Annotated in this window: 28 protein-coding genes; 13 read left to right on the plus strand and 15 right to left on the minus strand. The window is 54.3% G+C overall.

All coding sequences use genetic code 11. The features are described from left to right. Positions 1-5: 5 nt before the first annotated feature. The 3 genes from NVIE_RS06960 to NVIE_RS06970 all read left to right on the plus strand — a co-directional run bounded on the left by NVIE_RS06960 (position 6) and on the right by NVIE_RS06970 (position 1,888). On the plus strand, positions 6-491 hold the full coding sequence (locus NVIE_RS06960) for a hypothetical protein (RefSeq protein WP_075054633.1): 486 nt from the start codon (positions 6-8) through the stop codon (positions 489-491). Between the two features lie 139 nt (positions 492-630). Further along, positions 631-1,065, plus strand: a complete 435-nt coding sequence (locus tag NVIE_RS06965; protein WP_075054634.1) for a hypothetical protein — start codon at positions 631-633, stop codon at positions 1,063-1,065. A 130-nt stretch (positions 1,066-1,195) separates the two neighbouring features. After that, positions 1,196-1,888 carry a hypothetical protein gene (locus NVIE_RS06970; protein WP_075054635.1) on the plus strand — a complete coding sequence of 231 codons (693 nt, stop codon included), beginning with the start codon at positions 1,196-1,198 and terminating at the stop codon, positions 1,886-1,888. Here NVIE_RS06970 and NVIE_RS06975 read toward each other — a convergent pair. The 3 genes from NVIE_RS06975 to NVIE_RS06985 all read right to left on the minus strand — a co-directional run bounded on the left by NVIE_RS06975 (position 1,885) and on the right by NVIE_RS06985 (position 3,817). Beyond that, on the minus strand, positions 1,885-2,418 hold the full coding sequence (locus NVIE_RS06975; protein WP_075054636.1) for a hypothetical protein: 534 nt from the start codon (positions 2,416-2,418) through the stop codon (positions 1,885-1,887). The two genes, NVIE_RS06970 and NVIE_RS06975, sit on opposite strands and share 4 nt — an antisense overlap. A 30-nt stretch (positions 2,419-2,448) precedes the next feature. Continuing rightward, positions 2,449-2,922 carry a hypothetical protein gene (locus NVIE_RS06980; RefSeq protein ID WP_144239552.1) on the minus strand — a complete coding sequence of 158 codons (474 nt, stop codon included), beginning with the start codon at positions 2,920-2,922 and terminating at the stop codon, positions 2,449-2,451. Between the two features lie 67 nt (positions 2,923-2,989). Further along, positions 2,990-3,817 (minus strand): cupredoxin domain-containing protein, encoded by an 828-nt coding sequence (locus tag NVIE_RS06985; RefSeq protein ID WP_075054638.1) that lies wholly within the window; start codon positions 3,815-3,817, stop codon positions 2,990-2,992. A 107-nt stretch (positions 3,818-3,924) separates the two neighbouring features. Between NVIE_RS06985 and NVIE_RS06990 the strand changes: the two genes are divergently transcribed. Then, positions 3,925-4,839, plus strand: coding sequence for a cobalamin-binding protein (locus NVIE_RS06990; protein ID WP_075054639.1), 915 nt, complete (start codon positions 3,925-3,927; stop codon positions 4,837-4,839). A gap of 9 nt (positions 4,840-4,848) precedes the next feature. On the opposite strand, the gene rpsJ is transcribed toward NVIE_RS06990, so the two are convergent. Next, positions 4,849-5,160: a 30S ribosomal protein S10 gene (gene rpsJ, locus NVIE_RS06995; RefSeq protein WP_075054640.1), complete on the minus strand. Its 312-nt coding sequence runs from the start codon at positions 5,158-5,160 to the stop codon at positions 4,849-4,851. Positions 5,161-5,170: 10 nt separating this feature from the next. After that, positions 5,171-6,484 carry a translation elongation factor EF-1 subunit alpha gene (gene tuf, locus NVIE_RS07000; RefSeq protein WP_075056055.1) on the minus strand — a complete coding sequence of 438 codons (1,314 nt, stop codon included), beginning with the start codon at positions 6,482-6,484 and terminating at the stop codon, positions 5,171-5,173. Positions 6,485-6,676: 192 nt separating this feature from the next. Here tuf and fbp point away from each other — a divergent pair, with 192 nt between their 5' ends. The 3 genes from fbp (at position 6,677) to NVIE_RS07015 (ending at position 9,616) form a co-directional block, all read left to right on the plus strand. Then, entirely contained in the window at positions 6,677-7,801 is a 1,125-nt protein-coding gene (gene fbp, locus NVIE_RS07005) for a fructose-1,6-bisphosphate aldolase/phosphatase (protein ID WP_075054641.1), read from the plus strand. Beyond that, entirely contained in the window at positions 7,798-8,481 is a 684-nt protein-coding gene (gene tpiA, locus NVIE_RS07010; RefSeq protein WP_227717520.1) for a triose-phosphate isomerase, read from the plus strand. The genes fbp and tpiA overlap by 4 nt, the downstream gene beginning before the upstream one ends. A gap of 79 nt (positions 8,482-8,560) precedes the next feature. Then, positions 8,561-9,616, plus strand: coding sequence for a class I SAM-dependent methyltransferase (locus NVIE_RS07015; RefSeq protein ID WP_075054642.1), 1,056 nt, complete (start codon positions 8,561-8,563; stop codon positions 9,614-9,616). Here NVIE_RS07015 and NVIE_RS07020 read toward each other — a convergent pair. Next, positions 9,606-10,238: a trimeric intracellular cation channel family protein gene (locus tag NVIE_RS07020; protein ID WP_227717521.1), complete on the minus strand. Its 633-nt coding sequence runs from the start codon at positions 10,236-10,238 to the stop codon at positions 9,606-9,608. The two genes, NVIE_RS07015 and NVIE_RS07020, sit on opposite strands and share 11 nt — an antisense overlap. 104 nt (positions 10,239-10,342) lie before the next feature. Between NVIE_RS07020 and ppdK the strand changes: the two genes are divergently transcribed. Together ppdK and NVIE_RS07030 are read left to right on the plus strand one after the other, a co-directional pair. Continuing rightward, entirely contained in the window at positions 10,343-13,021 is a 2,679-nt protein-coding gene (ppdK, locus tag NVIE_RS07025; protein WP_075054643.1) for a pyruvate, phosphate dikinase, read from the plus strand. A gap of 95 nt (positions 13,022-13,116) precedes the next feature. Beyond that, complete coding sequence (locus NVIE_RS07030; protein WP_075054644.1) at positions 13,117-13,353, plus strand: hypothetical protein; 237 nt, start codon at positions 13,117-13,119, stop codon at positions 13,351-13,353. A 151-nt stretch (positions 13,354-13,504) separates the two neighbouring features. Here NVIE_RS07030 and NVIE_RS07035 read toward each other — a convergent pair whose 3' ends face one another. The 3 genes from NVIE_RS07035 to NVIE_RS07045 form a co-directional block, all read right to left on the minus strand. Beyond that, positions 13,505-15,007, minus strand: coding sequence for an MFS transporter (locus NVIE_RS07035; protein WP_227717522.1), 1,503 nt, complete (start codon positions 15,005-15,007; stop codon positions 13,505-13,507). Positions 15,008-15,212: 205 nt separating this feature from the next. Next, complete coding sequence (locus NVIE_RS07040) at positions 15,213-15,614, minus strand: VOC family protein (protein WP_075056059.1); 402 nt, start codon at positions 15,612-15,614, stop codon at positions 15,213-15,215. 40 nt (positions 15,615-15,654) lie between these two features. After that, the gene (locus NVIE_RS07045; RefSeq protein WP_075054645.1) at positions 15,655-16,068 is read right to left on the minus strand and encodes a DUF1428 family protein; all 414 of its coding nucleotides are present in this window, start codon (positions 16,066-16,068) and stop codon (positions 15,655-15,657) included. A gap of 80 nt (positions 16,069-16,148) precedes the next feature. On the opposite strand from NVIE_RS07045, the gene NVIE_RS07050 reads away from it, so the two are divergent. The 3 genes from NVIE_RS07050 (at position 16,149) to NVIE_RS07060 (ending at position 17,301) form a co-directional block, all read left to right on the plus strand. Further along, positions 16,149-16,454, plus strand: a complete 306-nt coding sequence (locus NVIE_RS07050; protein ID WP_084790680.1) for a winged helix-turn-helix domain-containing protein — start codon at positions 16,149-16,151, stop codon at positions 16,452-16,454. Further along, complete coding sequence (locus NVIE_RS07055; RefSeq protein ID WP_075054646.1) at positions 16,444-17,067, plus strand: MEDS domain-containing protein; 624 nt, start codon at positions 16,444-16,446, stop codon at positions 17,065-17,067. The genes NVIE_RS07050 and NVIE_RS07055 overlap by 11 nt, the downstream gene beginning before the upstream one ends. Positions 17,068-17,130: 63 nt before the next feature. Further along, positions 17,131-17,301, plus strand: coding sequence for an RNA polymerase Rbp10 (locus tag NVIE_RS07060; protein WP_075054647.1), 171 nt, complete (start codon positions 17,131-17,133; stop codon positions 17,299-17,301). Here the strand turns inward: NVIE_RS07060 and NVIE_RS07065 are convergent, their stop codons facing one another. Beyond that, positions 17,302-17,526: a C2H2-type zinc finger protein gene (locus tag NVIE_RS07065; protein WP_075054648.1), complete on the minus strand. Its 225-nt coding sequence runs from the start codon at positions 17,524-17,526 to the stop codon at positions 17,302-17,304. Beyond that, the gene (locus NVIE_RS07070; protein WP_227717523.1) at positions 17,523-17,951 is read right to left on the minus strand and encodes a hypothetical protein; all 429 of its coding nucleotides are present in this window, start codon (positions 17,949-17,951) and stop codon (positions 17,523-17,525) included. The genes NVIE_RS07065 and NVIE_RS07070 overlap by 4 nt, the downstream gene beginning before the upstream one ends. A gap of 152 nt (positions 17,952-18,103) precedes the next feature. On the opposite strand from NVIE_RS07070, the gene NVIE_RS07075 reads away from it, so the two are divergent. Further along, positions 18,104-18,448 carry a P-II family nitrogen regulator gene (locus NVIE_RS07075; protein ID WP_075054649.1) on the plus strand — a complete coding sequence of 115 codons (345 nt, stop codon included), beginning with the start codon at positions 18,104-18,106 and terminating at the stop codon, positions 18,446-18,448. Positions 18,449-18,468: 20 nt separating this feature from the next. Here the strand turns inward: NVIE_RS07075 and NVIE_RS15715 are convergent, their stop codons facing one another. The 4 genes from NVIE_RS15715 to NVIE_RS07090 all read right to left on the minus strand — a co-directional run bounded on the left by NVIE_RS15715 (position 18,469) and on the right by NVIE_RS07090 (position 20,608). Then, positions 18,469-18,624, minus strand: coding sequence for a hypothetical protein (locus NVIE_RS15715; RefSeq protein ID WP_169736199.1), 156 nt, complete (start codon positions 18,622-18,624; stop codon positions 18,469-18,471). Positions 18,625-18,669: 45 nt separating this feature from the next. Continuing rightward, on the minus strand, positions 18,670-19,014 hold the full coding sequence (locus tag NVIE_RS07080) for a P-II family nitrogen regulator (RefSeq protein WP_075054650.1): 345 nt from the start codon (positions 19,012-19,014) through the stop codon (positions 18,670-18,672). Positions 19,015-19,127: 113 nt separating this feature from the next. Next, positions 19,128-19,736: a hypothetical protein gene (locus NVIE_RS07085; RefSeq protein ID WP_075054651.1), complete on the minus strand. Its 609-nt coding sequence runs from the start codon at positions 19,734-19,736 to the stop codon at positions 19,128-19,130. Between the two features lie 107 nt (positions 19,737-19,843). Next, complete coding sequence (locus NVIE_RS07090; protein WP_075054652.1) at positions 19,844-20,608, minus strand: SDR family NAD(P)-dependent oxidoreductase; 765 nt, start codon at positions 20,606-20,608, stop codon at positions 19,844-19,846. Positions 20,609-20,629 lie beyond the last annotated feature (21 nt).

A 20,629-nucleotide genomic window follows, 5' to 3' on the forward strand; every position in this document is an offset into this window, starting at 1 on the left:
AAAACATGTTGAAAGAACTGCACGGGTGCGGCGGGCGAAAAGCTGCAGCAATAAAGTCATATAACAAGGCCATAATGTCCAAGTCAATGTCTGTACTCGATTACCTGCTTCATCATAGCACTGCCAGTTCTTCTATTCTAGTAGCGTTAGCGGTAGGTATTTTTACAATTTTGACACTGTTTACTCAAGTTGCTATTGGCTCATTTGCGTGGATAGTATTGTCAATCACCTATGTATTTACTTGTATTGCCGGCATTCTCATATTTCGCAATTGGGCCGTTGCAGAAATATTGTTACGTCACTTCTCACAAGAGAATACAGGCGATACCGAAGTAAACCTGCATGCAATAGTCGGCGAAAGCAAGATAAGAAAGATGTTCTTTTTTGAACCATTTGCTAACAAAGATACATTTTATCTGGCAGCGCTAATCGTGATTGTTTTCTTGGCTATCATCATTTGGGCTGCTTTTGCATTTCAACTCTACCACTAACACCGTGGCCAGCATTTCACCAATCGTCATGAATGGGTCCATTGTGACAAGATTGGCACCCCTACGCACCTTGTAGTACCTTTCAAGGCGTTGTCGCACCCGTGCGCTTTTTATTCAAGCATATCTTTTTGCAGTATGATTGTCATCTAACAAGAGCCAAGTCGATTTTGACTGTCCGTGGTGTGGCAAGTATCAAAGTAAACAGGTTTACAACGGTGCAGAAACCGAGACGATTTGTTCAGAATGCAAAAAGCTCGTTGGTATTATTACAGATGCAACAGGCAAGCCTATAGTCATAGCCACAAAGGTGCATAAGTCAACGCTAACACTAAGCCCAGAAATGGCCGAGACCAAGCTCGGTAAGACCGAGGCCGATATTGAGAAGGCAAGAAAGGAGGCAGAAAGACGCGGTTTGGTGGTTGAAAGCAAAGTCTACGGTGCTGCGATTGAAATCATAGACAGATTGCGTGATCAGTTGAAACAACAAGACGAAATGTCGAAAGAAATTATGAGATTGAAAGAACAAATCGAATTGCTTAACAAACGTATCGAGCTTTATAGAATACTCAAATGATATCATATCTGGACGGACCTATTTTGACATTTCAAGCGAGTCAGATTCAGAAACCAACTAAGAATATTCAGTTGTGGTACAAATCCCGAACAATCATCAAAGATTATAAGCACTGCAAGATAATTTTTCCATGATGCTGATGAAAAAAGCCGCCCTTGCTCTTGCACTTGCAGTCCCGATCATCTTGCTTGCTGGACTTCCTGTTCGTCCAGCGTATGCCCACACCTCCACGGTGGCAGGCGACATCAAGATGGAGTTAGGCTGGGGAACAGAGCCCCCGCTTCTTGGGCAGATGAACACTGTCGTGGTTGAGGTGACGAGAGTCTCTGACGGCAAGCCGGTCGCAAACGCCTTTGCGTCTGCAAAATTGACCGTGATAAAGGGCGGCGACAGCAAGGACCTCGAAGTCCTTCCTGGAGAGGCTGCCGGCCTCTATGTCGCGCAGATAATCCCGACGCAGCTTGGCCAGATAACGGCGAGCATAACAGGCACCATCGCCGGCCAGCAGGTGAACAACAGCGTCCAGATAGAAGACGTAGAAGACACCAAGACGCTCAACTTCCCCGCGTCAAGCAACCCGAACCAGGGCGTCCCGCAGGACTTTGTAAACCAGATGCGCACGACCATATCCGACCTGACCGGCCAGATTGACGCTGCCAAGACGTCCGCGCAGAACGCAACCGACGCGGCTCAAAAGGCTGCTCAGGATGTTGAAGCGATAAAGGCAGAAGCCGACAGGGCTTACCTGATTGGCATGACAGGCATCGGAGTGGGGGTCGCAGGCATCGCCATTGCAGCCCGCTCCCTTTCCCGCAAGGCCTAAAAAATTTTCTTTATTTTCTTTATCCTTGTGGCGACGACTGCCCCGGTCATCACTGCCGCGGCGACTGCGCCCAGCGCGCCTACAGGGAACTCGGGCGTAACACTGATGGAAAGGTCGGTGTGCTCGGGCGTTATCGGTACCGGAGGCAGGCCGAGGCCAAGAAGCTCAACCCTCACAGTGTATTGACCGTTCTGTGGGAACTTGTACGGCACGCTCAGAGTTCCTTCCACGTTGTGCAGCAACGGCTGGTTGGTCTGCTTTGAAGCGCGGAACACCTCGTTGCCGTTCTGGATGATCACAACGTCATAGTCCTGATGCTGATGAAGAGTTGTAGTGCCAGGATTGAAAAAGCTCACGTTGAGTTTGGCGTTTCCGTCATCGGACCATTCAGGCGTGATCGCGATGTCAAGGCTTTTGCCACCAGCTGGCGCTCCCGTTTGCGCATACGCGGCAGGGATCACTGCAAACCCTGCGGCCAGGATTGCGGCAAGTGCGATAGAAAGGTATAGCGTTGTAGACGACATCATCATCACACCTAATGCCCCGGCCAAGGTAATAAATTATGACCTCTTCCGGAACTTTGCGCCGAAAATCGTCGCAAGCGCGATGCCCGCGGCTGCCGCAATCGCGGCTGGCGCAAACTCGGGCGTTACCCTAACATCAAAGTCGGCCCCCTCGCCAAGGCCGTCTATGTTTGCAATCCTGATGGTGTACGGCCCTTCCGTGGAAAACGCCACGGCCTGCACACTTGCGGCCTGCGACTGCCGGTGCACCGCTTCCTGGCCGCTTGCCGAGACTACGATAAAGTCGTAGGTGATGTCCTCCAGCTCCCTGCCGGTCTCCGGCTCGACAAATTTTATCTCAAAGGTATTGTCGGCGCCAATGTCTGCCTGCGTCCACCACATCCTTACCAGAAACGTCCCCTGATCGCTTGCAGACTCGAGCATGGCCAGACCATTGTCATTGTCGTTCTGTGCAAAGGCAGGCTGCAGAAAAGGTATGAGCAGAAAAAATGCTGCGAAAAACACTAGCACGGATGACATTTTCAGGCAGTTCTAATAATAAAGTATTGTTGGGAAAAGAAAAGGAAAGGGAGCGGCCTTATAGCCTAAACCCAAAGGCCTGCCCCTTGAAGCGCGCGACGCCTATCACTGCCACAAGCGATGCCGCAAGCACAAGCGCTGCAATCACGCCAAACTCTGGCACGACCATAGTTCCGGTGATGTCAACCGACGTAGCGCCGGCCGGTGCCGTGAACTTTATCGTCGTCGAGTCTGTCGAGTTCGTTGACGTAAATTGCACAGTCTGGCCGTTTGCGGTGACACTCTGTATGCCATCTATCATGGCCTTTGGCAGCGTCACTTCCATTTCGCCGGCTTTGTCAAAAGCCACGTTGACCGACTCGCCTGCGGTGATAGTTGCAGCAGTCACCTTGGAGGTTGCAGACTTGCTGGTCACTGTGTAGCTCTTGCCGTCAAGCTGGGCTGTGGCTGTTCCTTCCTGCATCGTCGCAGTTCCGTTGCCACCAGTGCTGCCGCCTGCAGCCGCTACTGTGAGCGTGCCTACCATTGCAGGGTGGAGCGAGCAAAAGTACGGATATTCTCCTGCTTCTGTCGGCTTGAACTCAAGAGTCTTGGTCGGCGGAATGAGCACCGGGGTGCCGTCAGGCTTTTCGCCGAACTTGCCGTCCGGGGTCCCGCCTGAACCGGACTCTACAGTGTGCAGAGCGCCATCTTTGTTGGTCCAAATCACAGTATCTCCCACGTTGGCTTGGGCCGGGTTTGGAGAAAACGCGTCGTTTGTCTTGGTCGACGCTCCCGGCACAATGGTGATGTTGACGGTCGCTGCAAAGGCTGCCTGGCTAGGGATAGCCAATACGGCCGCCAAAATAGCCGCCATGCCTGCAGCTAGTGCTATCTTTGCGTTCATTGATAATTGCGAGCACCATGAGATTAAAAAAGTTTTGGAGCTTTGTTCTGTAGACAGAGACCTCATAGTCAGGTTTTTAACGCACACGCGCTGTTTTACCGGATCTAGTGCGCATAGTCTCATTCCTGCCAAGTGCCACAGAAACCCTGTACGAGCTGGGGCTTGGGCGCCAGCTGGTCGGCGTGACCCACGAGTGCAAGTACCCGCCTGCCGCGCGGAAAAAGCCGCAGGTAATACACCCGTCTTTTGACCCGGCCAGGATGACTGGAAAAGAGATTGACAGCAAGATAGTAGAGCTGGTGCGATCGGGAGGCGACATTTACCTAGTCGACGAAAAGGCGCTCAAGGAGGCCGACCCGGAGCTTATCGTGGCGCAGGGGCTCTGCGAGGTATGTTCGCCCTTTACAAAGGAGATAGGAAGGGCGGTAAGCGTGCTTGGAGGCAAGCCTGACGTGCTCGTGCTTGACCCGCACGACCTTGACGACGTGCTGGTGAGCATCATGGACGTGGCAGAAAAGGTCGGCAGGGTAAAAGAGGGCCGCAAATTAGTCTCGTCGCTTCAAAAACGCATCGACGCGGTGCGCGCAATGAAGGTAAAAGGCAGCAGGCCCAAGGTGGCGTGCATCGAGTGGGTCGACCCGCCGTTTACCGCCGGCCACTGGGTTCCCCAGATGGTCGAGTATGCTGGCGGCATAAATGGGCTGAGCGTTGCAGGCGAGCAGTCGCGCAGGACGGATCTGGAAGAGATCGCGAAATTCGACCCCGACATCATCGTCATGATGCCATGCGGCTTTGGGGTAGAGAGGACGCTTGAAGAGATGAAAACCCTGAAAGGAAATGAAAAGTGGGAGTCGCTTCGCGCAGTGAAGCAGAAAATCGTCTATGCGGTCGAGTCGGGCGCGTATTTCAGCAAGCCCAGCCCGCGAACTGTCGTGGGCCTTGAGATACTTGCAAAGATAATCCACCCGGAGGCTGCCAGAAAGATAAGGGTGCCAAAGGGCAGTTACAAAAAGGTAAAGTAAAATAGAAAGTTATTGGGTCAGCGAGACCTCGATGTAGACATCGTCAGGGATTTTCAGGCGCATAAGCTGCCTGATTGCCCTGTCGTCGGCGCCCACGTCGATTACCCGCCTGTGGATGCGGAGCTCGTACTTGTCGTACGTGTTCGTTCCCTGGCCGCACGGCGACTTTCTCGTCACCACCTTCATGCGCTTGGTCGGCAAGGGGTGGGGTCCGCGCAGCTTGATGCCGCTCTTTTCCCCGATGCCCTTGATCTCCGTGCACACGCCTTCAAGCGTGGTGAGGTTCGTGCTTGTCAGTTTGATTCTTGCTGCCTGGGGCATCTGGATTCACTTACTTTTTGTTCGGGTCGTACTTTTCGGTGATGTTCAGGACGACGCCTGCGGCGATGGTTGTCCCCATGTCGCGGAGCGCAAACCTGCCGATCTCCGGAAAGTCCTTGAACGTTTCGATTGCAAGTGGCCTCACCGGCTTTATCTTGACGATTGCCGCGTCGCCCGTCTTTAGGAACTTGGGGTTCTCTTCCGTTGTCGCACCTGTCCTCGGGTCGATCTTGCTCACAAAGTGAGAGATTGTCGCCGCGACCTGCGCAGTGTGCGCGTGCAGCACTGGCGTGTAGCCCGGAGCGATTGCGGTCGGGTGCGAGATGACGATGATGCGTGCCTCAAACTCCTTTGCGACTGCTGGCGGGTTGTCTGCCGGGCCGATAATGTCGCCGCGCTTGATCTGCTTCTTGTCCACGCCCCTGAGGTTAAAGCCGACGTTGTCGCCAGCCTCTGCCGACTCGAGCACTGTGTGGTGAGTCTCGATTGACTTGATTTCGCCAACAGCGCCTGACGGCATGACTACGACCTTGTCGTTTGGCCTCATCTTGCCTGTTTCCACCCTGCCCACCGGCACGGTGCCGACGCCTGTGATTGTGTAAACATCCTGTATAGGAACCCTGAGCGGCTTGCCGATTGGCTTCTCGGGCGGCTCGAACGCGTCGAGTGCCTCCGCAAGGGTCGGGCCCTTGTACCACGGCATGTTGTCGCCTCTTTTCACAAGGTTGTCGCCCTTCCAGCCTGACACCGGCACAAAGTTGACCTTGGCTACGTTAAAACCGACGGACTTTAGCATCTTTTCTACGCTGTCCTTGACCTCCTTGTAGCGTGCCTCTTGGTAGCCGACATCGTCCATCTTGTTCAGTGCGACTACGATCTGGCCGACGCCGAGCGTCTTGGCGAGGAACGCGTGCTCCCTGCCCTGTCCTCCCGGCTCGATGGATGCCTCTGTTTCACCCGGCTTGACCGAGATTACAAGGATGGCTGCGTCAGCCTCTGACGCGCCCGTGATCATGTTCTTGATGAAGTCCTTGTGACCGGGAGCGTCGATCAGCGTGAAAAAGTACTTCGAGGTCTCGAATTTCTGGAAAGCAAGGTCGATGGTGATACCTCTTTCGCGCTCGTCCTTGATCGAATCCATGACCCATGCGTACTTGAAAGTGTCACCCTTTCCGGTTGCCTCGGATTCCTTTGCATATGCGTCAATAGTTCTCTGGTCAATTGCGCCGAGATCGACGAGCAAGTGACCGACAGTAGTAGATTTACCATTATCGACGTGGCCTGTAACCACAATGTTCAGGTGTGGCTTTTTGCTAGCGCTCATAGGGCAAGAGCGCTTCATGGGCTTTATTTGTATTTCGCCTGCGATTCTTGCGATTTCTTGTACGTCTCGTTCGCAAATTTTTGCCACCCCTGCGCCGTGCGCAGGGGATCCGGCGTGCAAAAATATTCATTCCCACAGGAGGGAACTATCGGAAGAGTTTTAAACCAATAACCGCGACTTTTTTCTTCAGACATGCGGATCACGATCAGCGCAATCAAGGCAGATATCGGAGGCATTGGCGGCCACACCCGCCCAAGCGACGAGCTCGTCGACGCGGTAAAGAGCTTTGTAGCCAAGAACTCAAAAGGGATGCTAATCGACCATTACATCGGCTTTAGCGGAGACGACATCCACATCATAATGACCCACACGCTTGGAGTCGACAACGAAAAAATCCACAAGCTTGCGTGGGACGCGTTCACAGAAGGCACCAAGGTGGCCAAGGAGCAGGGGCTGTACGGCGCAGGGCAGGACCTGCTGAAGGACTCGTTCTCTGGCAACGTCAAGGGCATGGGGCCGGGAGTCGCCGAGATAGAGATGGAAGAGCGCCCAAGCGAGGTGTTCTGCATTTTCGCAGCCGACAAGACAGAGCCGGGCGCATACAATTTCCCGCTGTGGAGGATGTTTGTCGACGCAAGGAGCAATACCGGCCTCTTGATAAACGAGCGCCTTGCAGAAGGCGTCGTATTTAGAATAATGGACGTCATGTCCGGCAAGGTCGCCGACCTGAAGATGTGGCAGGACAAGGCAGAGCTTGAGGCAGCGCTGATGTACCCGGGCAGGTACGTCGTTTCGGCAGTTTTCTCGGCAGACATGTCCGAGCAGATAGTGTCGGCGTCAACCGACCGCCTGCACAACATCGCCGGCACGTACGTAGGCAAGGACGACCCCATCATGATAGTAAGGACTCAAAAGAACTTTCCAGCTACCGAAGAGGCGGGAAGTGCGTTCAACGACCCGCACTATGTGGCAGGCAACACGAGGGGAAGCCACCACATGCCGCTGCAGCCGGTAAGACTCAATTCGGCTGCAAGCCTCAACTACTCCATACCCATTGTATCCTGCCTGCTTTTCAGCATGCACAACGGGAAACTGACCGGCCCACACGACGGCTTTGGCACTGTCGACTGGGACCTCCAGCGCATGTGGGCGGCAGAGCGCGCAATGATAATGCGCAACCAGGGCTTTATCCATCCGGCGACGCTCATCCCAGAGGAGCTTGAATACAACAAGGGCTACCAGGCGCGCATGAGCAAGCTGGAATCCAAGTTCCGCGACCTCGAAGAGCCAAAGAAGGGCAAAGCGGGCAAGCGTTGAAGTTGTTGAACCGGCCCCTCATCATCAACTTCAAGAACTATGGCGAGGCGTCTTCGGCAGAAAAGACGCTAGAGCTTGCAAGAGCGGCGCAAGAAGTCGCAAGGAAACTAGAAGTCGAGGTGGTGCTTGCGCCACCGCAGCCGTCCCTTGCGCTTGTCTGCAAGAACGTCGACATCCCCGTGATATCCCAGCACGTCGACGACGCTCAAGAAGGCTCGACCACGGGATTTTTCGTGCCAGAGATCGCAAAGTCGTACGGCGCATCCGGCTCGCTGATAAACCACAGCGAGCACAGGATCGAAATTGGCGTTATCGCAAGCCTGGCGAAGAAGCTGCGCGCTCTGAAAATGACGTCAATTGTGTGCGCCCGCACGCCTGACGAGGTGACAAGGATATCAGAAATGGAGCCGGACTTTATCGCAATCGAGCCACCAGAGCTCATAGGCTCCGGCAGGGCAGTGTCAAAGGAAAACCCGGCCATCATAACGGATTCCATAAAGGCGGCAGGCGGAAAATCAAAGGTGATCTGCGGCGCAGGCATCACGGACAGGGACGACGTCGCAAAGGCAGTCGAGCTTGGCTCGTACGGCATACTGGTTGCTTCTGGAATCATCAAGGCCAAGTCGTGGCCCGACAAGATAGCCGAGCTTGCGCAGGGCATGAAGAAAATATCATCATAGAAGATACACAGAGTAAAGAGATTCTGTAAGGATCTGGAAATTCTCTTAAATATTCAGTATTGCTGAAGTGCGCATGCATATGGTCGACGAGGCAAAGTTAAACGAGTTTATTGGAAAGGTGGTAAGCGACATGGGAGGAGGAGTGGGAGCACTCCTTGCATTTGTCGGCGACAGGCTTGGATTGTACAGGGCGATGGCAGGGGCAGGCCCCATGACTTCAGACGCGCTGGCACAGAAAACCGGCGCAAACCCGCGCATGATAAAAGAGTGGCTTGCAAGCCAGGCTGCCGGCGGGTACGTGTCGTACGACGCAAAGACCGGCACGTACACGCTGCCGGAGGAGCAGGCAATGGCGCTTGCGCAGGAAGGGGGCCCGGCGTTCATGCAGGGCGGATTTCAGATCCTGGTGTCACTTTTCAAGGACGAGCAAAAGATAATCGAGGCCGTAAGGACCGGAAGGGGGCTTTCGTGGGGCGACCACGAAAAATGCCTGTTTGAGGGCACCGAACGGTTTTTCAGGCCGGCGTACAACGCAAATCTTGTCAAGAGCTGGATACCTGCGCTTGATGGCGTTGAGGCCAAGCTGAAAAAGGGAGCCAAGATGGCAGACGTCGGCTGCGGCCACGGCGCGTCGACCATACTCCTGGCCAAGGTGTACCCAAATTCCAAGTTCTATGGGTTTGACTACCACGAGCCTTCGATAGAGTGGGCAAAAAAGCAGGCAGAAAAAGAAGGTGTCGCAGACAGGGTCACGTTCCAGGTGGCAAGATCGACAGACTTTCCCGGCGATGACTATGACGTCGTTGCGTTCTTTGACTGCCTGCACGACATGGTCGACCCTTACGGCGCGGCTGCCCACACGTACAGGGCGCTCAAAAATAAGGACAGCACGATGCTAATAGTCGAGCCGTATGCCGAAGATAAACTTGAGGACAACCTTAACCCGCTTGGCAGGCTGTTCTACTCGGCCTCGACTGCCATATGCGTGCCGGCGTCACTTGCTCAGGGAGGCCCGGGGCTTGGAGCGCAGGCCGGCGAGAAAAAGATACGCGAGGTAGTCGAAAAGGGCGGCTTTACCAGGTTCAGGCGCGCGACCAGGAGCCCGGTGAACCTCGTGTACGAGGCTAGACCCTAGGCCTAGGCAGGTTCCAGTTGTACTTCATCGCAAGCATGCGAAGCCCGGTGGCAAGGGCGATGCACGGTATAGCCGCGACGTTGACGTCGACTCCGGCGGCAAGCATCCCAAAGAACGCGACCACGCCGGCAAAGCTTGCAGACGCGTATAGCTCTTTGACAAACACGATTGGCACCTCATTGACAAATACGTCGCGCAGTATTCCGCCCCCGACCGCCGTCACGATGCCGGCAAACGCCATCGCAAGGAAATTCAGCCCAAACACGCTGTAGGCAAACGACGCGCCGATTATTGTAAAGACGCCGAGGCCGACTGCGTCAAATTTCAGGATAAGCCCCTCGTAGTGCTTGAACGACCTGTAGAGGAAAAAGATGGCAACGGCCATCCCTATCGTTATTGCAACATAGAGAGGGTTTGCTATGGCGACAGGCGGCACCCTGCCAAATATCACGTCGCGAAGCACGCCGCCTGCAACCCCGGTTATCGTGGCAAGTATGATGATTCCGACAATGTCGGACTTGTGCTCCACCGCCTTGAAGGCACCGGTAGCTGCGAACGCGGCAGTTCCAAAGAGGTCGAGGAACTGGATGAGCATGGGCACGGAAAGGCCGGGGTCCGCCAAGGCCGGCTAGCTCTGCGCAGGCATTGATTTGAAACTATCGGTGTGTATATACGCTGTTCATAACGTTTTAAACCAGCAGTTGGCAAGAAGTTTCATCAAAAAACATGAGCAGCGCGATTGCCAAGCCGATATACTTCTTTGACGAGGCTGACGGCAAGAACAGGGCGCTCCTTGGCGGCAAGGGCGCCGGCCTTGCGGAGATGACGAAACTGGGCCTGCCGGTCCCGCCCGGCTTTATAATCACGACTGACATTTGCGAGAAGTTCTACGAGGCAGGCAAGCGCCTGCCGGACGGCCTTATGGACGAGGTGCGCAAGTCTGTCAGGCGCCTCGAGTCAATTACCGGCAAGAAATTCGGCGACGCGAAAAACCCGCTCCTCGTCTCCGTGAGGTCCGGCGCGCCAGTGTCGATGCCGGGCATGATGGACACCATCCTCAACCTCGGCCTCAACGACCAGACGGTAGAGGGCCTTGCTGCGCAGAGCGGCGACGCCAGGTTTGCGCTTGACGCCTACCGGCGCTTCATCCAGATGTTTGGCAAGATAGTGCTTGGCGCAGACGACAGGCAGTTTGAGAAAGCGCTTGTGGGAAACGGCATCAACAACAACTCCTCTGACGAAAAAGCGCTGCGGCAAGTCATCGCGTCGTTCCGCTCGCTGTGCGAGGCGACGGGCAAGAGGTTCCCGGACGACCCCTACAAGCAGATAGAGCTTGCGATCGACGCGGTGTTCCGCTCGTGGACCGGCAAGCGCGCGGTGGAATACCGCAGGCAGTACGGCATCACGCCTGACATGGCAAACGGCACCGCAGTCACCGTGGTTGCTATGGTGTTTGGCAACATGGGCAGGGACAGCGCAACGGGCGTCGTGTTTACGCGCAACCCCGAGACCGGCGAGAAAAAGCTCTATGGTGACTATCTGGTGAACGCGCAGGGCGAGGACGTCGTGTCGGGCAAGGCAAACCCAAGCCACATCGACCAGCTGGAAAGCGAGATGCCGCAGGTGTTTGGCCAGCTGAGCCAGGTCTGCCAGAAACTGGAAAACCATTTCAGGGAGTGCCAGGACGTCGAGTTCACAGTCGAGCGCGGCAGGCTGTATATCCTGCAGACTAGAACGGCCAAGATGAGCGCGGGGGCAAGCGTCAAGACCTCGGTGGACATGTACCACGAGGGCCTCATAAACAAGGTCGAGGCGCTGCAGAGAATTGACCCGGAGGGCCTGGAGCAGATACTCTACCCGAGGATTGACAGCCACGTCAAGCAAAAGCCGGTCGCAACGGGCGTCGCGGCGTCGCCGGGCGCGGCAAGCGGCATCGCCGTTTTTGATGTTGCAAAGGCAGAGGCGATGGGCAAGCGGGGCGAAAAGGTCATACTCATCAGGGAGGACACAAAGCCGGACGACGTGCCGGCGTTCTTCCAGTCAGTCGGCATACTGACCACGAGGGGCGGCAAGACTTCGCACGCGGCGGTGGTCGCAAGGGGCATGGGCAAGCCGTGCGTCGTCGGCTGCTCGCAGATAGAGATAGACCCCGAGGGCGCAAGCTTCTCAGTTGCCGGCAGGGTAGCAGTCTCGGAGGGCCAGAAAATAACAATCGACGGCTCGACTGGTAGAGTGTATACAGTCGAAGTGCCCACCGTCGCCCCCGAGATAACGTCCGAGTTCAAGGAGATCCTGCAGTGGTCGGCCGAGATGAAGGCGATAAGGATCCGCGCAAACGCCGACACGCCCGAGAGCGCGACTCTGGCAAGGAAATATGGTGCAGAGGGAATCGGGCTGTGCAGGACAGAGCGCATGTTCAACCAGCACGACAGGATTGCGCTTTTCACAAAAATGGTCATGGCCGAGACAGAGCAAGAGCGCGAAAAGGCGCTGGCGGAACTTGAGCGCCTGCAAAAGTCCGACTTCAAGGCGATCTTCAAGGAGATGCAGGGCCTGCCAGTGACGATAAGGCTCCTTGACCCGCCGCTGCACGAGTTCCTTCCAAAGGAGGAAGACCTCATGATGCAGATTTTCGAGCTAAAGTCGGAGGGAGGCCACAAGGCAGAGTCAGAAATGCTAAAGCGCGAAAAGATGCTCAGGCGCGTGCGCGAGCTCTCCGAGATAAACCCGATGCTGGGCCACAGGGGCGTCAGGGTGGGCATCACGTTTCCCGAGATATACGAGATGCAGATACGGGCGGTGTGCGAGGCGGCGGCAGACCTCACGAAAGAAGGAGTGAAAGTAGAGTCGCAGATAATGGTGCCGCAGGTGGCAACCGTCAACGAGCTTGCCACAGTCAGGCACATGTTCGAGTCTGTAAAACGCGACGCCGAGCACAGGCACAAGATAAAGCTGAAAATAGTCTTTGGGAGCATGATTGAAGTCGTCAGGTCGTGCCTCGTAGCAGACGAGATAGCGCACGTCGCCGACTTTCTCAGCTTTGGAACGAACGACCTCACTCAGGCCACGTTCAGCTTTAGCAGGGAGGACGCAGAGGGCAAGTTCCTGCCCTTCTACCTTGAAAAGGGAGTCATTGCGGTCAACCCGTTCCAGAGCATCGACCAGAAAGGGGTCGGGAGACTGATGAAGATGACCATAGAGATGGCAAGGAAGGTGAAAAAGGACATGGAGATAGGCATATGCGGCGAGCACGGAGGCGACCCCAAGTCCATCGAGTTCTGCACCGCCATTGGCCTTGATTATGTGAGCGCCTCATCGCACAGGATACCAATCGCGATCCTTGCAGCCGCCCAGTCGGCCATCAGGGGCAACAAGAGCAAGCTCTCACGGTTCCTGACGGATTGATCAAGAAAAAAATCATTTTGTCGGGTTCTGCCTGAAATGTGCCGGACAAGTCACGATAAGATAAATATTTTTACAAAAGACGGGGCAGACAAACCGTGCGGCTTTTATGGATCCTGGGCGGAGCAAGCCTTGCAGTTCTTGGAATAGCAGTTCTTCTCTGGTCTGCAGAGAGCTTTGCAGACGACAACGATTTTCAAGGCCATCCAGCTGGAGAGCCTTTTAACGCCGAGCAACAAGCGGCATACCAACGGTACCAGACGATCTGGTCGGTCGCAGCTGCCCTTGGTACAAGTGGTGTGGCAGTGATCGTTTATGGAGCTCGCAAGCACTAGCCCGTACGAGCCTTTAGCCACTTTTGGCGCCGTCAGATGACGATGATGATGATACGTCATATCCTATCAGTTAATCGCCGATTTTGCTGTTGTTCTCGTTCTTGTGCTTCTTTTGCTAGCCGCCTGCCGTGTTGCTGCCCGTGCATATTTTTTAGTGCATGGGGCCGTCTTTGCCTGCCTCTCGCTGGTCCCCAGTCATTATCGCAGGTGCGATTTTTCTCCTTGTCACCAAAAGCGCCATGACAACAGACGCAACGGACACCAGCGCCGCCGTAATGAATATCAGGTTGTATGCGTTCTCGGTCGGAAACGTGCCTGGGACTCCCGGGACGGTCCCCTGATCCATCTGCTGGAACATCCCGGCAAACGACGGGCCCACCGACATCCCGACCAGATTGAGGAGCATCGCCATTCCAAGGGCAATCCCCGTCACCTGCATCGGCACGGAAAGGAGTATTACGTTAAATGCGCCGGTGATCGAGAGCGAAAGCCCGGCCGCGATTATCCCGAGCCCGACCGACACTATGTCTTCGGTCGAATGGAACATGAACAGGCTAAAGAATCCTATCGTGCTGATCGCCGTGCCCAGCAGCAATAGCCTGATGTTGCCGACTTTGTTCAGGAGAAAGCCCGACATGATCGTCCCTATGAGCAACACAACCATGAAGGGAAGCTGGACCCTTGCGGAGGTTATGGCGTCTCCCCCGAACCCAAGCGGCTCCGGGCTCCTTACCATGACTGGGATCGTCTGGTACACCATGAACATGGACATGAAGACCAGCATGATGATGATGACAGGGGGAAGGAAAAGCTTGCTGGTCATTATCTTGAGGTCGAGCAGAGGCGATTGCACCCTCTTTTCGATGGCGATAAATGCCGCAAGGGATGCTCCGGATGCTGCAAAGAGCCCGGCAAGCTGGTACCCTGCGCTTGCGCTGTTGGTTTCCAGCAGCGATATGCCTGCCAGAAATGACACTATTGTAGCCGCAAGGGCCAGCGTCCCCTTTAGGTCGATTTTCTGGGCATCAGATTGATGATGATTGCCACTGCCTGCCCCGACTCCCACCTCCATTGGTGCAGAGACCTGCCGGACGTGCACGAACCTTACTATTATCAGCAAGAGCGCGATTGCGGCAGGAAGTATCGCCAGGAACGTTGCCTGCCACCCAAAGTTCTGGATTATGGCTGCGCCGCCCACCAGGCCGATAACAGCCCCGGCGGAAAACGTGGAGCTGAAGATCGTCTGGCCTATTGCAAGCTTTTTCTCCGGAAGGACTTCCCTGATGATTCCAAAGGCGATAGGGAACATCGCCATCCCGACTCCCTGCGCCACTCTTGCCGCGATCATGATCTCGATGCCGTGGGCAAATCGTCCCGACAGGATACCTATTGTGTAGACTGCCATTACTATTAGCAATATCTTTTTCTTGCCATAGATGTCGGACAGCTTGCCTGCAATCGGGGTCATCACGGCTCCTGCAATTATGTAGGACGAAAGTATCCACGACGAGGTGCTGTACGAGATGTTGAAATCGCGGATGAAATCCGGAATGGCAGGCAGTATCATTGTCTCGTCAAACATGACAATCAGGCCCAGGCAACTCAGGATGATGAGCGTTTTCCATCCCGAGCGATTCACGTCTTGTTTCTCCACGCTGCCCACTTGTTTTTCAACTACCTATTATTCAGGATCGGCTCGAAGCAAATCAAAGAGCTGGGAAGCGAGGCGTCAAGAAATCGCAATGTCAAACAAATCCCGGGTTCTCTGTATTGTGCTATCACGGAACGACCATCAGGAGTATGGTGTACCGACTTAATAACCCAGCTCTTGCTTTTTGTCATGTCATTTTCTCTGTATTTTACGACTCACTGGCGGGCGGCATCTTTTGCTCCCACAGCGCAAACGTGTTGTTTTCCGTGTCCGTGCAGATTGCAAACCAGCCCATGCCAGGCACTTCGGTCTTTGGAACCTTCACCTTGCCTCCAAGCTTTTCGATCTTTTTTTCGTATTCTGCCACAGAGTCGACATTGACATAGTTTGTGATCGAATGGTCCGGCTGCATTCTTTTCATTATGGCTCCGCTCATGACGTGCTCTCCGCTTCCTTCTTTGCCGGTTCTAAATATCCAGTATTCCATGGGGCCTTCTTCCAGGGGGCGACCCAATATTTTTTCTGCCTTCCACCCAAACAGCCTGTTGTAGAATCCCTTTGCGCGCTCTATGTCGTGGGCAGGTATTTCAAAATGAACTATTGTGGGCATTTCCAACTTATCCTCCCATATTCGCTATGGCGACACGCCCCTACTCCCTGAGGCGGCTGAACCCGCCCGTGACTAGGCTTTTTCCTTGCGTGATCAGGCCAAAGAACTCGTTCCCGAGTGGCTCGATGCTTTTGTCCTTCATCATCTTTGCATAGACGTCTTCGCAGTGCTTGCGGTCTCTAAAGTACTGAAGCTCCATCCAGATGTCCTCGTCTTCGGCGGCAGAGAGGGTCTTGGCAATGCTTTCCATGCCTTCCATGGTCTTGTAATTGCCGAGCTGGTAGTACTCTATTCCCACCCCGTTTTTCTTGAACCACGGCACGAATTTCTTCAGGTTCTGCGCGATGGCGTCGTGGTTCTTTTTCGGCACCCTGTAAAGGAAGGCCTCCAGGTGACCCGTTGTTGTTGCTGCTGTTTCTTGTGTAGCGGATTCGGTTTTATTATTGTTATTCATACATGCACTATTGCGGATGACATAAAAGGCGTTGCTCCCCAAGGGGAGGCTTATTAATTAGAAAGAGCCACCAAGGGTATTTGCCGAAGCCGAAGCGAAACAAGATGGAGATATACAACGATATCCTCAGCGCTATCAAGCTGGAATTGACAAACGGCGAGGCAAAACCTACGAGGGTGCAGTCCCTCAGCAACCTTGCATACGACAAGCTTGCAAGGTACCTGGATGAACTGGAAAGCAAGAAAATGATCGTGCAAAACCCGCTTGGGATAACCGAGAAAGGCCACGATTTTTTGCAGGATTATGACCGGATCAGGGACTTTGTCCGCGAGATGGGCGTCAAGTACCTGGATGTTTCAGGGAGGGGAGAGATTTATGAGCGCTGAAAAAGCAGCAGCAAGTTACCGGCCAGTAAAGTTCATTGACAGAATGGAGGGAAATAACAACCACATAGTCCTGCTGTACGACAACCCCGAGTATGCAGACTTGATGATAGCCAGGTATCTCTTGAACGGCCTTGAAAAAGGCGAGTCGTGCATTTTCTTTACTCCTGACGAGCCCGAGACAATTGAAGGGCGGCTGTCTGCCCAGGGCATCGACGTCGATTCGTACAAGCGCACAGATTCTTTGCGCATCCATCGCATTGAAAGGTCCGATGAGGGAAAGCTCGATGCACTTGGCACTCTGAAACGCATAGGGAAAGAATCCACCATAGGCATGAAACCGCCTTACAGGTTTGTCGGCAGGACGATAACGGACATTGAATCAAAGGAAGGGATGCAATTGGGGCTGGCGCTGGAAAAAACAGCCCACGAACATTTTGAGGAATTTGGTTGCTCGCAGATGTGCTACTATGACATTTCCAGAATAGAGCAGTCCAGAAGGGATGAATGGATAAAGGGGCTCTTGAAAAGCCATCACCATGTAATTTATGCATCGGAACCTGACAAAGCCGTGGCATTTGAGACCATGCTACTTGAAGATGAAAATGAAGAATAGCAGCAGTAGAGCAGCCCAATAAAGCTTAAAATGTGGGGCAAGGAACGTCAATTGCGTACACATATGTCTTCTTCTGAAGGAGGTACTGGCAGCGTAACCTACGAATGCATGCGCTGTGGCACGCCCGTGACAGTCGAGGAGCTGTCGCGCCTGCCCGAGATAAAATGCATCTGCGGGTTCCGGGTGTTCCGCAAGGCTAGGCCGCCGATAGTAAAGCAGCTAAAGGCTGTCTAACTAATTACTCCCCTTTTTCCTGTCGTCAAGCATCCTGTTGTACGAGTGGAATTTCTTGGCGTGGTCGCGCATCTGCTCCATGCCGTCAAAGCCCATGTCGCATTTTTCGCAGACGTACTGCTTGCTTTCGTGCGCCACCTGCTGGTGCTGCATGAATTCCTCGACCTTGCGGAACTTTTTGCCGCACTTGTCGCACTCGTGCTTTGCAGAGAAAAGGCCCGTCATTTCCTCTGGTTCCTCTCGTCCCAGCATTTCCGGCACATCTGCCCCTGGATCTTCCAGGCCGGTTTTGGGTTGTAGCGGATAAACCCTATCTTGGCCCCGCACGTGGCGCAAAAGTTCAGCCTTTTGTTGTACTCGGCCTCTTTTCTGCCAAAGCACGGCTGGCACAAAAGGGTGCCGGGCTCCATCTCCCACTGCCACCGCGGCTTGACTGCCACGTCGCCAAGCTCTGCCTTGCACATGGCGCACCGGTCAGGCTCTTGTTGCTGCTGTTGCTGCGGCCTCGACGCAAACTCTTTTGTCTTTTCGATCTGGCAGTCGCTGCACAGGTAGCCCTCTATCCTCCAATCTTCCCGGGGTTTGTATTTGTGCTTCAGCTCCCTGCCGCACACGGCGCACATGACCGGCTCCCTTTTGCCAAAGAGCAATATAGCTGGTCTTGGCGCAACGGGTACAAAAAGTATGCGTGAGCAGGCAGGGAATAAAAATTGCATGAACGGCCAATGTGACATAATATAATTGCGCAGTCTACAAAATATTTTAATAAAAGAACCCCCTACCCCGACTTGGTATCCAAATTATGAAGAAAATCGAAGCCGTGGTTCCTCATGCGCGCATCGAAAGGGCTTTTGCCGCTCTCAAGGAGCTCGACCTTGGCGGCATCACGTATTTCGAGTCAAAGGGCAGGGGAGAGATCCCGCGCCCCAAGATCCACTCTGGCAGGGGAACGGGCACCTACACCCCCGAGTTCAACGTCAACTCGACCATAATGGTAGTCGTCAAGGACTCGATGGTGGACAAGGTAATCGAAAAGATACTTGAAAGCACCAGTTCCGGCCTGAAGGGCGAGGGCAAGATATTCGTCTCCAACATTGAAGACGTGATCGACGTAGGGACGAAAAAGCGCGGAGAACCGGCTCTCTAGCAGCAAAGAAGAAAAAAGAGCTAGTTGGAAGCTAGAAGTTCTTCAATAGCCTGGCTTGCGTTCAGCATGCCCTTTTTCTTGGCATATTCTTCGACCACCTTCAACTGGTCAGGGGTGAAGCAGATCGGCATCGTCCTCTTGCCATCTTCGATTGCAGTAGTAGTGGTTGCTTGCATGCCACATACTAGAGAGCGCAAGATTATAACTCTTTTCTTCCCCTTTTAGAGCGCGTCGTCGCCGGCCTCTTTGCTTCCAATGTCGTACGCTTCTGCCACATCGTAGACGAATATCTTGCCGTCAGACGCCGAGCCGGTGCTTATCGTCTTCATTATGTCGTCGATTATCGGCTTTGCCAGCTTGTCGGCAACCAGCACCTCGATTTTTGTGCGGAACCCGAACTCGGGCACGTAGCGCATGACCCCCCTGCCGACTGCGACCGGCTCTCTTTTTGCGCGGCCCCTGCCCTTGATGTCGTAAAACGACATGCCTCCCACCTTGTGCTTGTGGAGGATCTCGTTGACCTCTTCGAGACGCTCGTGTGGAATTATCAGGTCCAGCCTCTTCATACCTCGATAACGGTCGGCAAAACGTAATAAGCATTGCTAAATCGCAAAACCAGGAATTTATCACAAAATCCTTGTTTTAGGATAGCGCAAAAATGAGGAGGGAGTCACCGTGCCTAGGGTGGTGGTGACTTGATCGTGCCGCTGTTGATGATGGTTCCGGTGTTTTCAACGTGGGTCTTGCTGTTGATTATCCCGCTGTTTATCAGGGTGCCGGCATTTGTGAGAAAACCGGTGTTGACAAAGGCACTGTTGGCCAAGATGCCCGTCTTGGTGTTCTCGATGCCTCCCGGGGAAGAGAGTGCTATCGTTGCCGCGTTGTTCAGGACGCCAATATTTAGGATGATGCCGCTGCCTTCGACCTTGCCGGTGTTGTCAAAGGTGCCGATGTTGTGGATCATGGCTCCCGAAGCGATGGTTATCGTAGCGCCACCGCCGTTCTGTATTGCTCCTTCGTTGATCAACATTACTCCAGAGTCGATGGCAAGCGTGTAGTTGCCGGAAAGGGTCAGTGTAGATCCTGCGGGAATAGTGCACCAGTGTGTAGAGGAAGCCCACGTTGCGTTTCCTCCGGACAGTGGCAGGGCTTTGCAGGACGCTTCGCTGCTGACGTGGTAGGATGCGGCAAAGGCTGGCGAGGGCAGGGCTATTGCAGGCGCTATCAGCAGTGCGACCATGGCAGGTGCTATCGTCATCCAGATTGCTGCGTTCATTCCGCTCTTCATGCGCACTGGTGTCTTGCGAGCAGCACCTAATATTCACTGAGTAAGGTGAATACAGACAAATTTTTCATTTTTTGGCTACTGCTACACGCTACATTGCGTTGTTATTGTCATTGCCGGGCGGTCACGCCGCCGTCGACTACAAGTACCGTCCCGGTCACCCACTTTGCTTCGTCCGACGCCAGGTACGCGACTGCGCCTGCAACGTCCTCCGGCTCGCCTATCCTGCGCAGCGGAAACGTCGATTCAAGCACCTTTTTGGCGTTTTCATCCTGCAGGTACGGCTCTATCATGGAACTCCTGATGGTAGAGGGAGCGACGCAGTTGGACCTGATTCCGTACTGGCCGTACTCGACTGCGATGCTCCTTGTGAACATGATTACGCCGGCCTTGGTCGCGCCATATACCGCAAGCGGCACCTTTGGTATGGAGCGTATGCCAAGCACCGACGAGATGTTGACGATGCTCCCGCCCTTGTTGCCGTTCATCATTACAGGGATAACTGCCTTGGTCATCTGGAACGTGCCTATCAGGTTCGTGTCGACAAGCTCGCTCCACTGATCCTCGGTCATCTCGTGGAAGCAGACAGGGTCGTTTATGCTGCCCGCGTTGTTGACAAGGATGTCTATTCTGTCAAAGGATGATATGGTCTGCTCGACTGCGCTGAGCACTTCGGCCTCTTTTGTGATGTCGGCAGCAACGGTCAGCGTGTTTTTCTTGTCGCCTGCCTCGGCCGCCGCCTTGGCAAGCCGGTCCCTGTTCCTCCCTATGAGGACCACCTTGCAGCCCTCTGAAACTAGCCTCTTTACTATAGCCCGCCCAACACCGCCTCCAGCGCCAGTGACGATAGCAACCTTGCCTTTAAGAAGGACCATATATGACGGCTAATTGGCAGA

It is taken from the genome of Nitrososphaera viennensis EN76, assembly GCF_000698785.1.
Taxonomy (GTDB): domain Archaea; phylum Thermoproteota; class Nitrososphaeria; order Nitrososphaerales; family Nitrososphaeraceae; genus Nitrososphaera; species Nitrososphaera viennensis.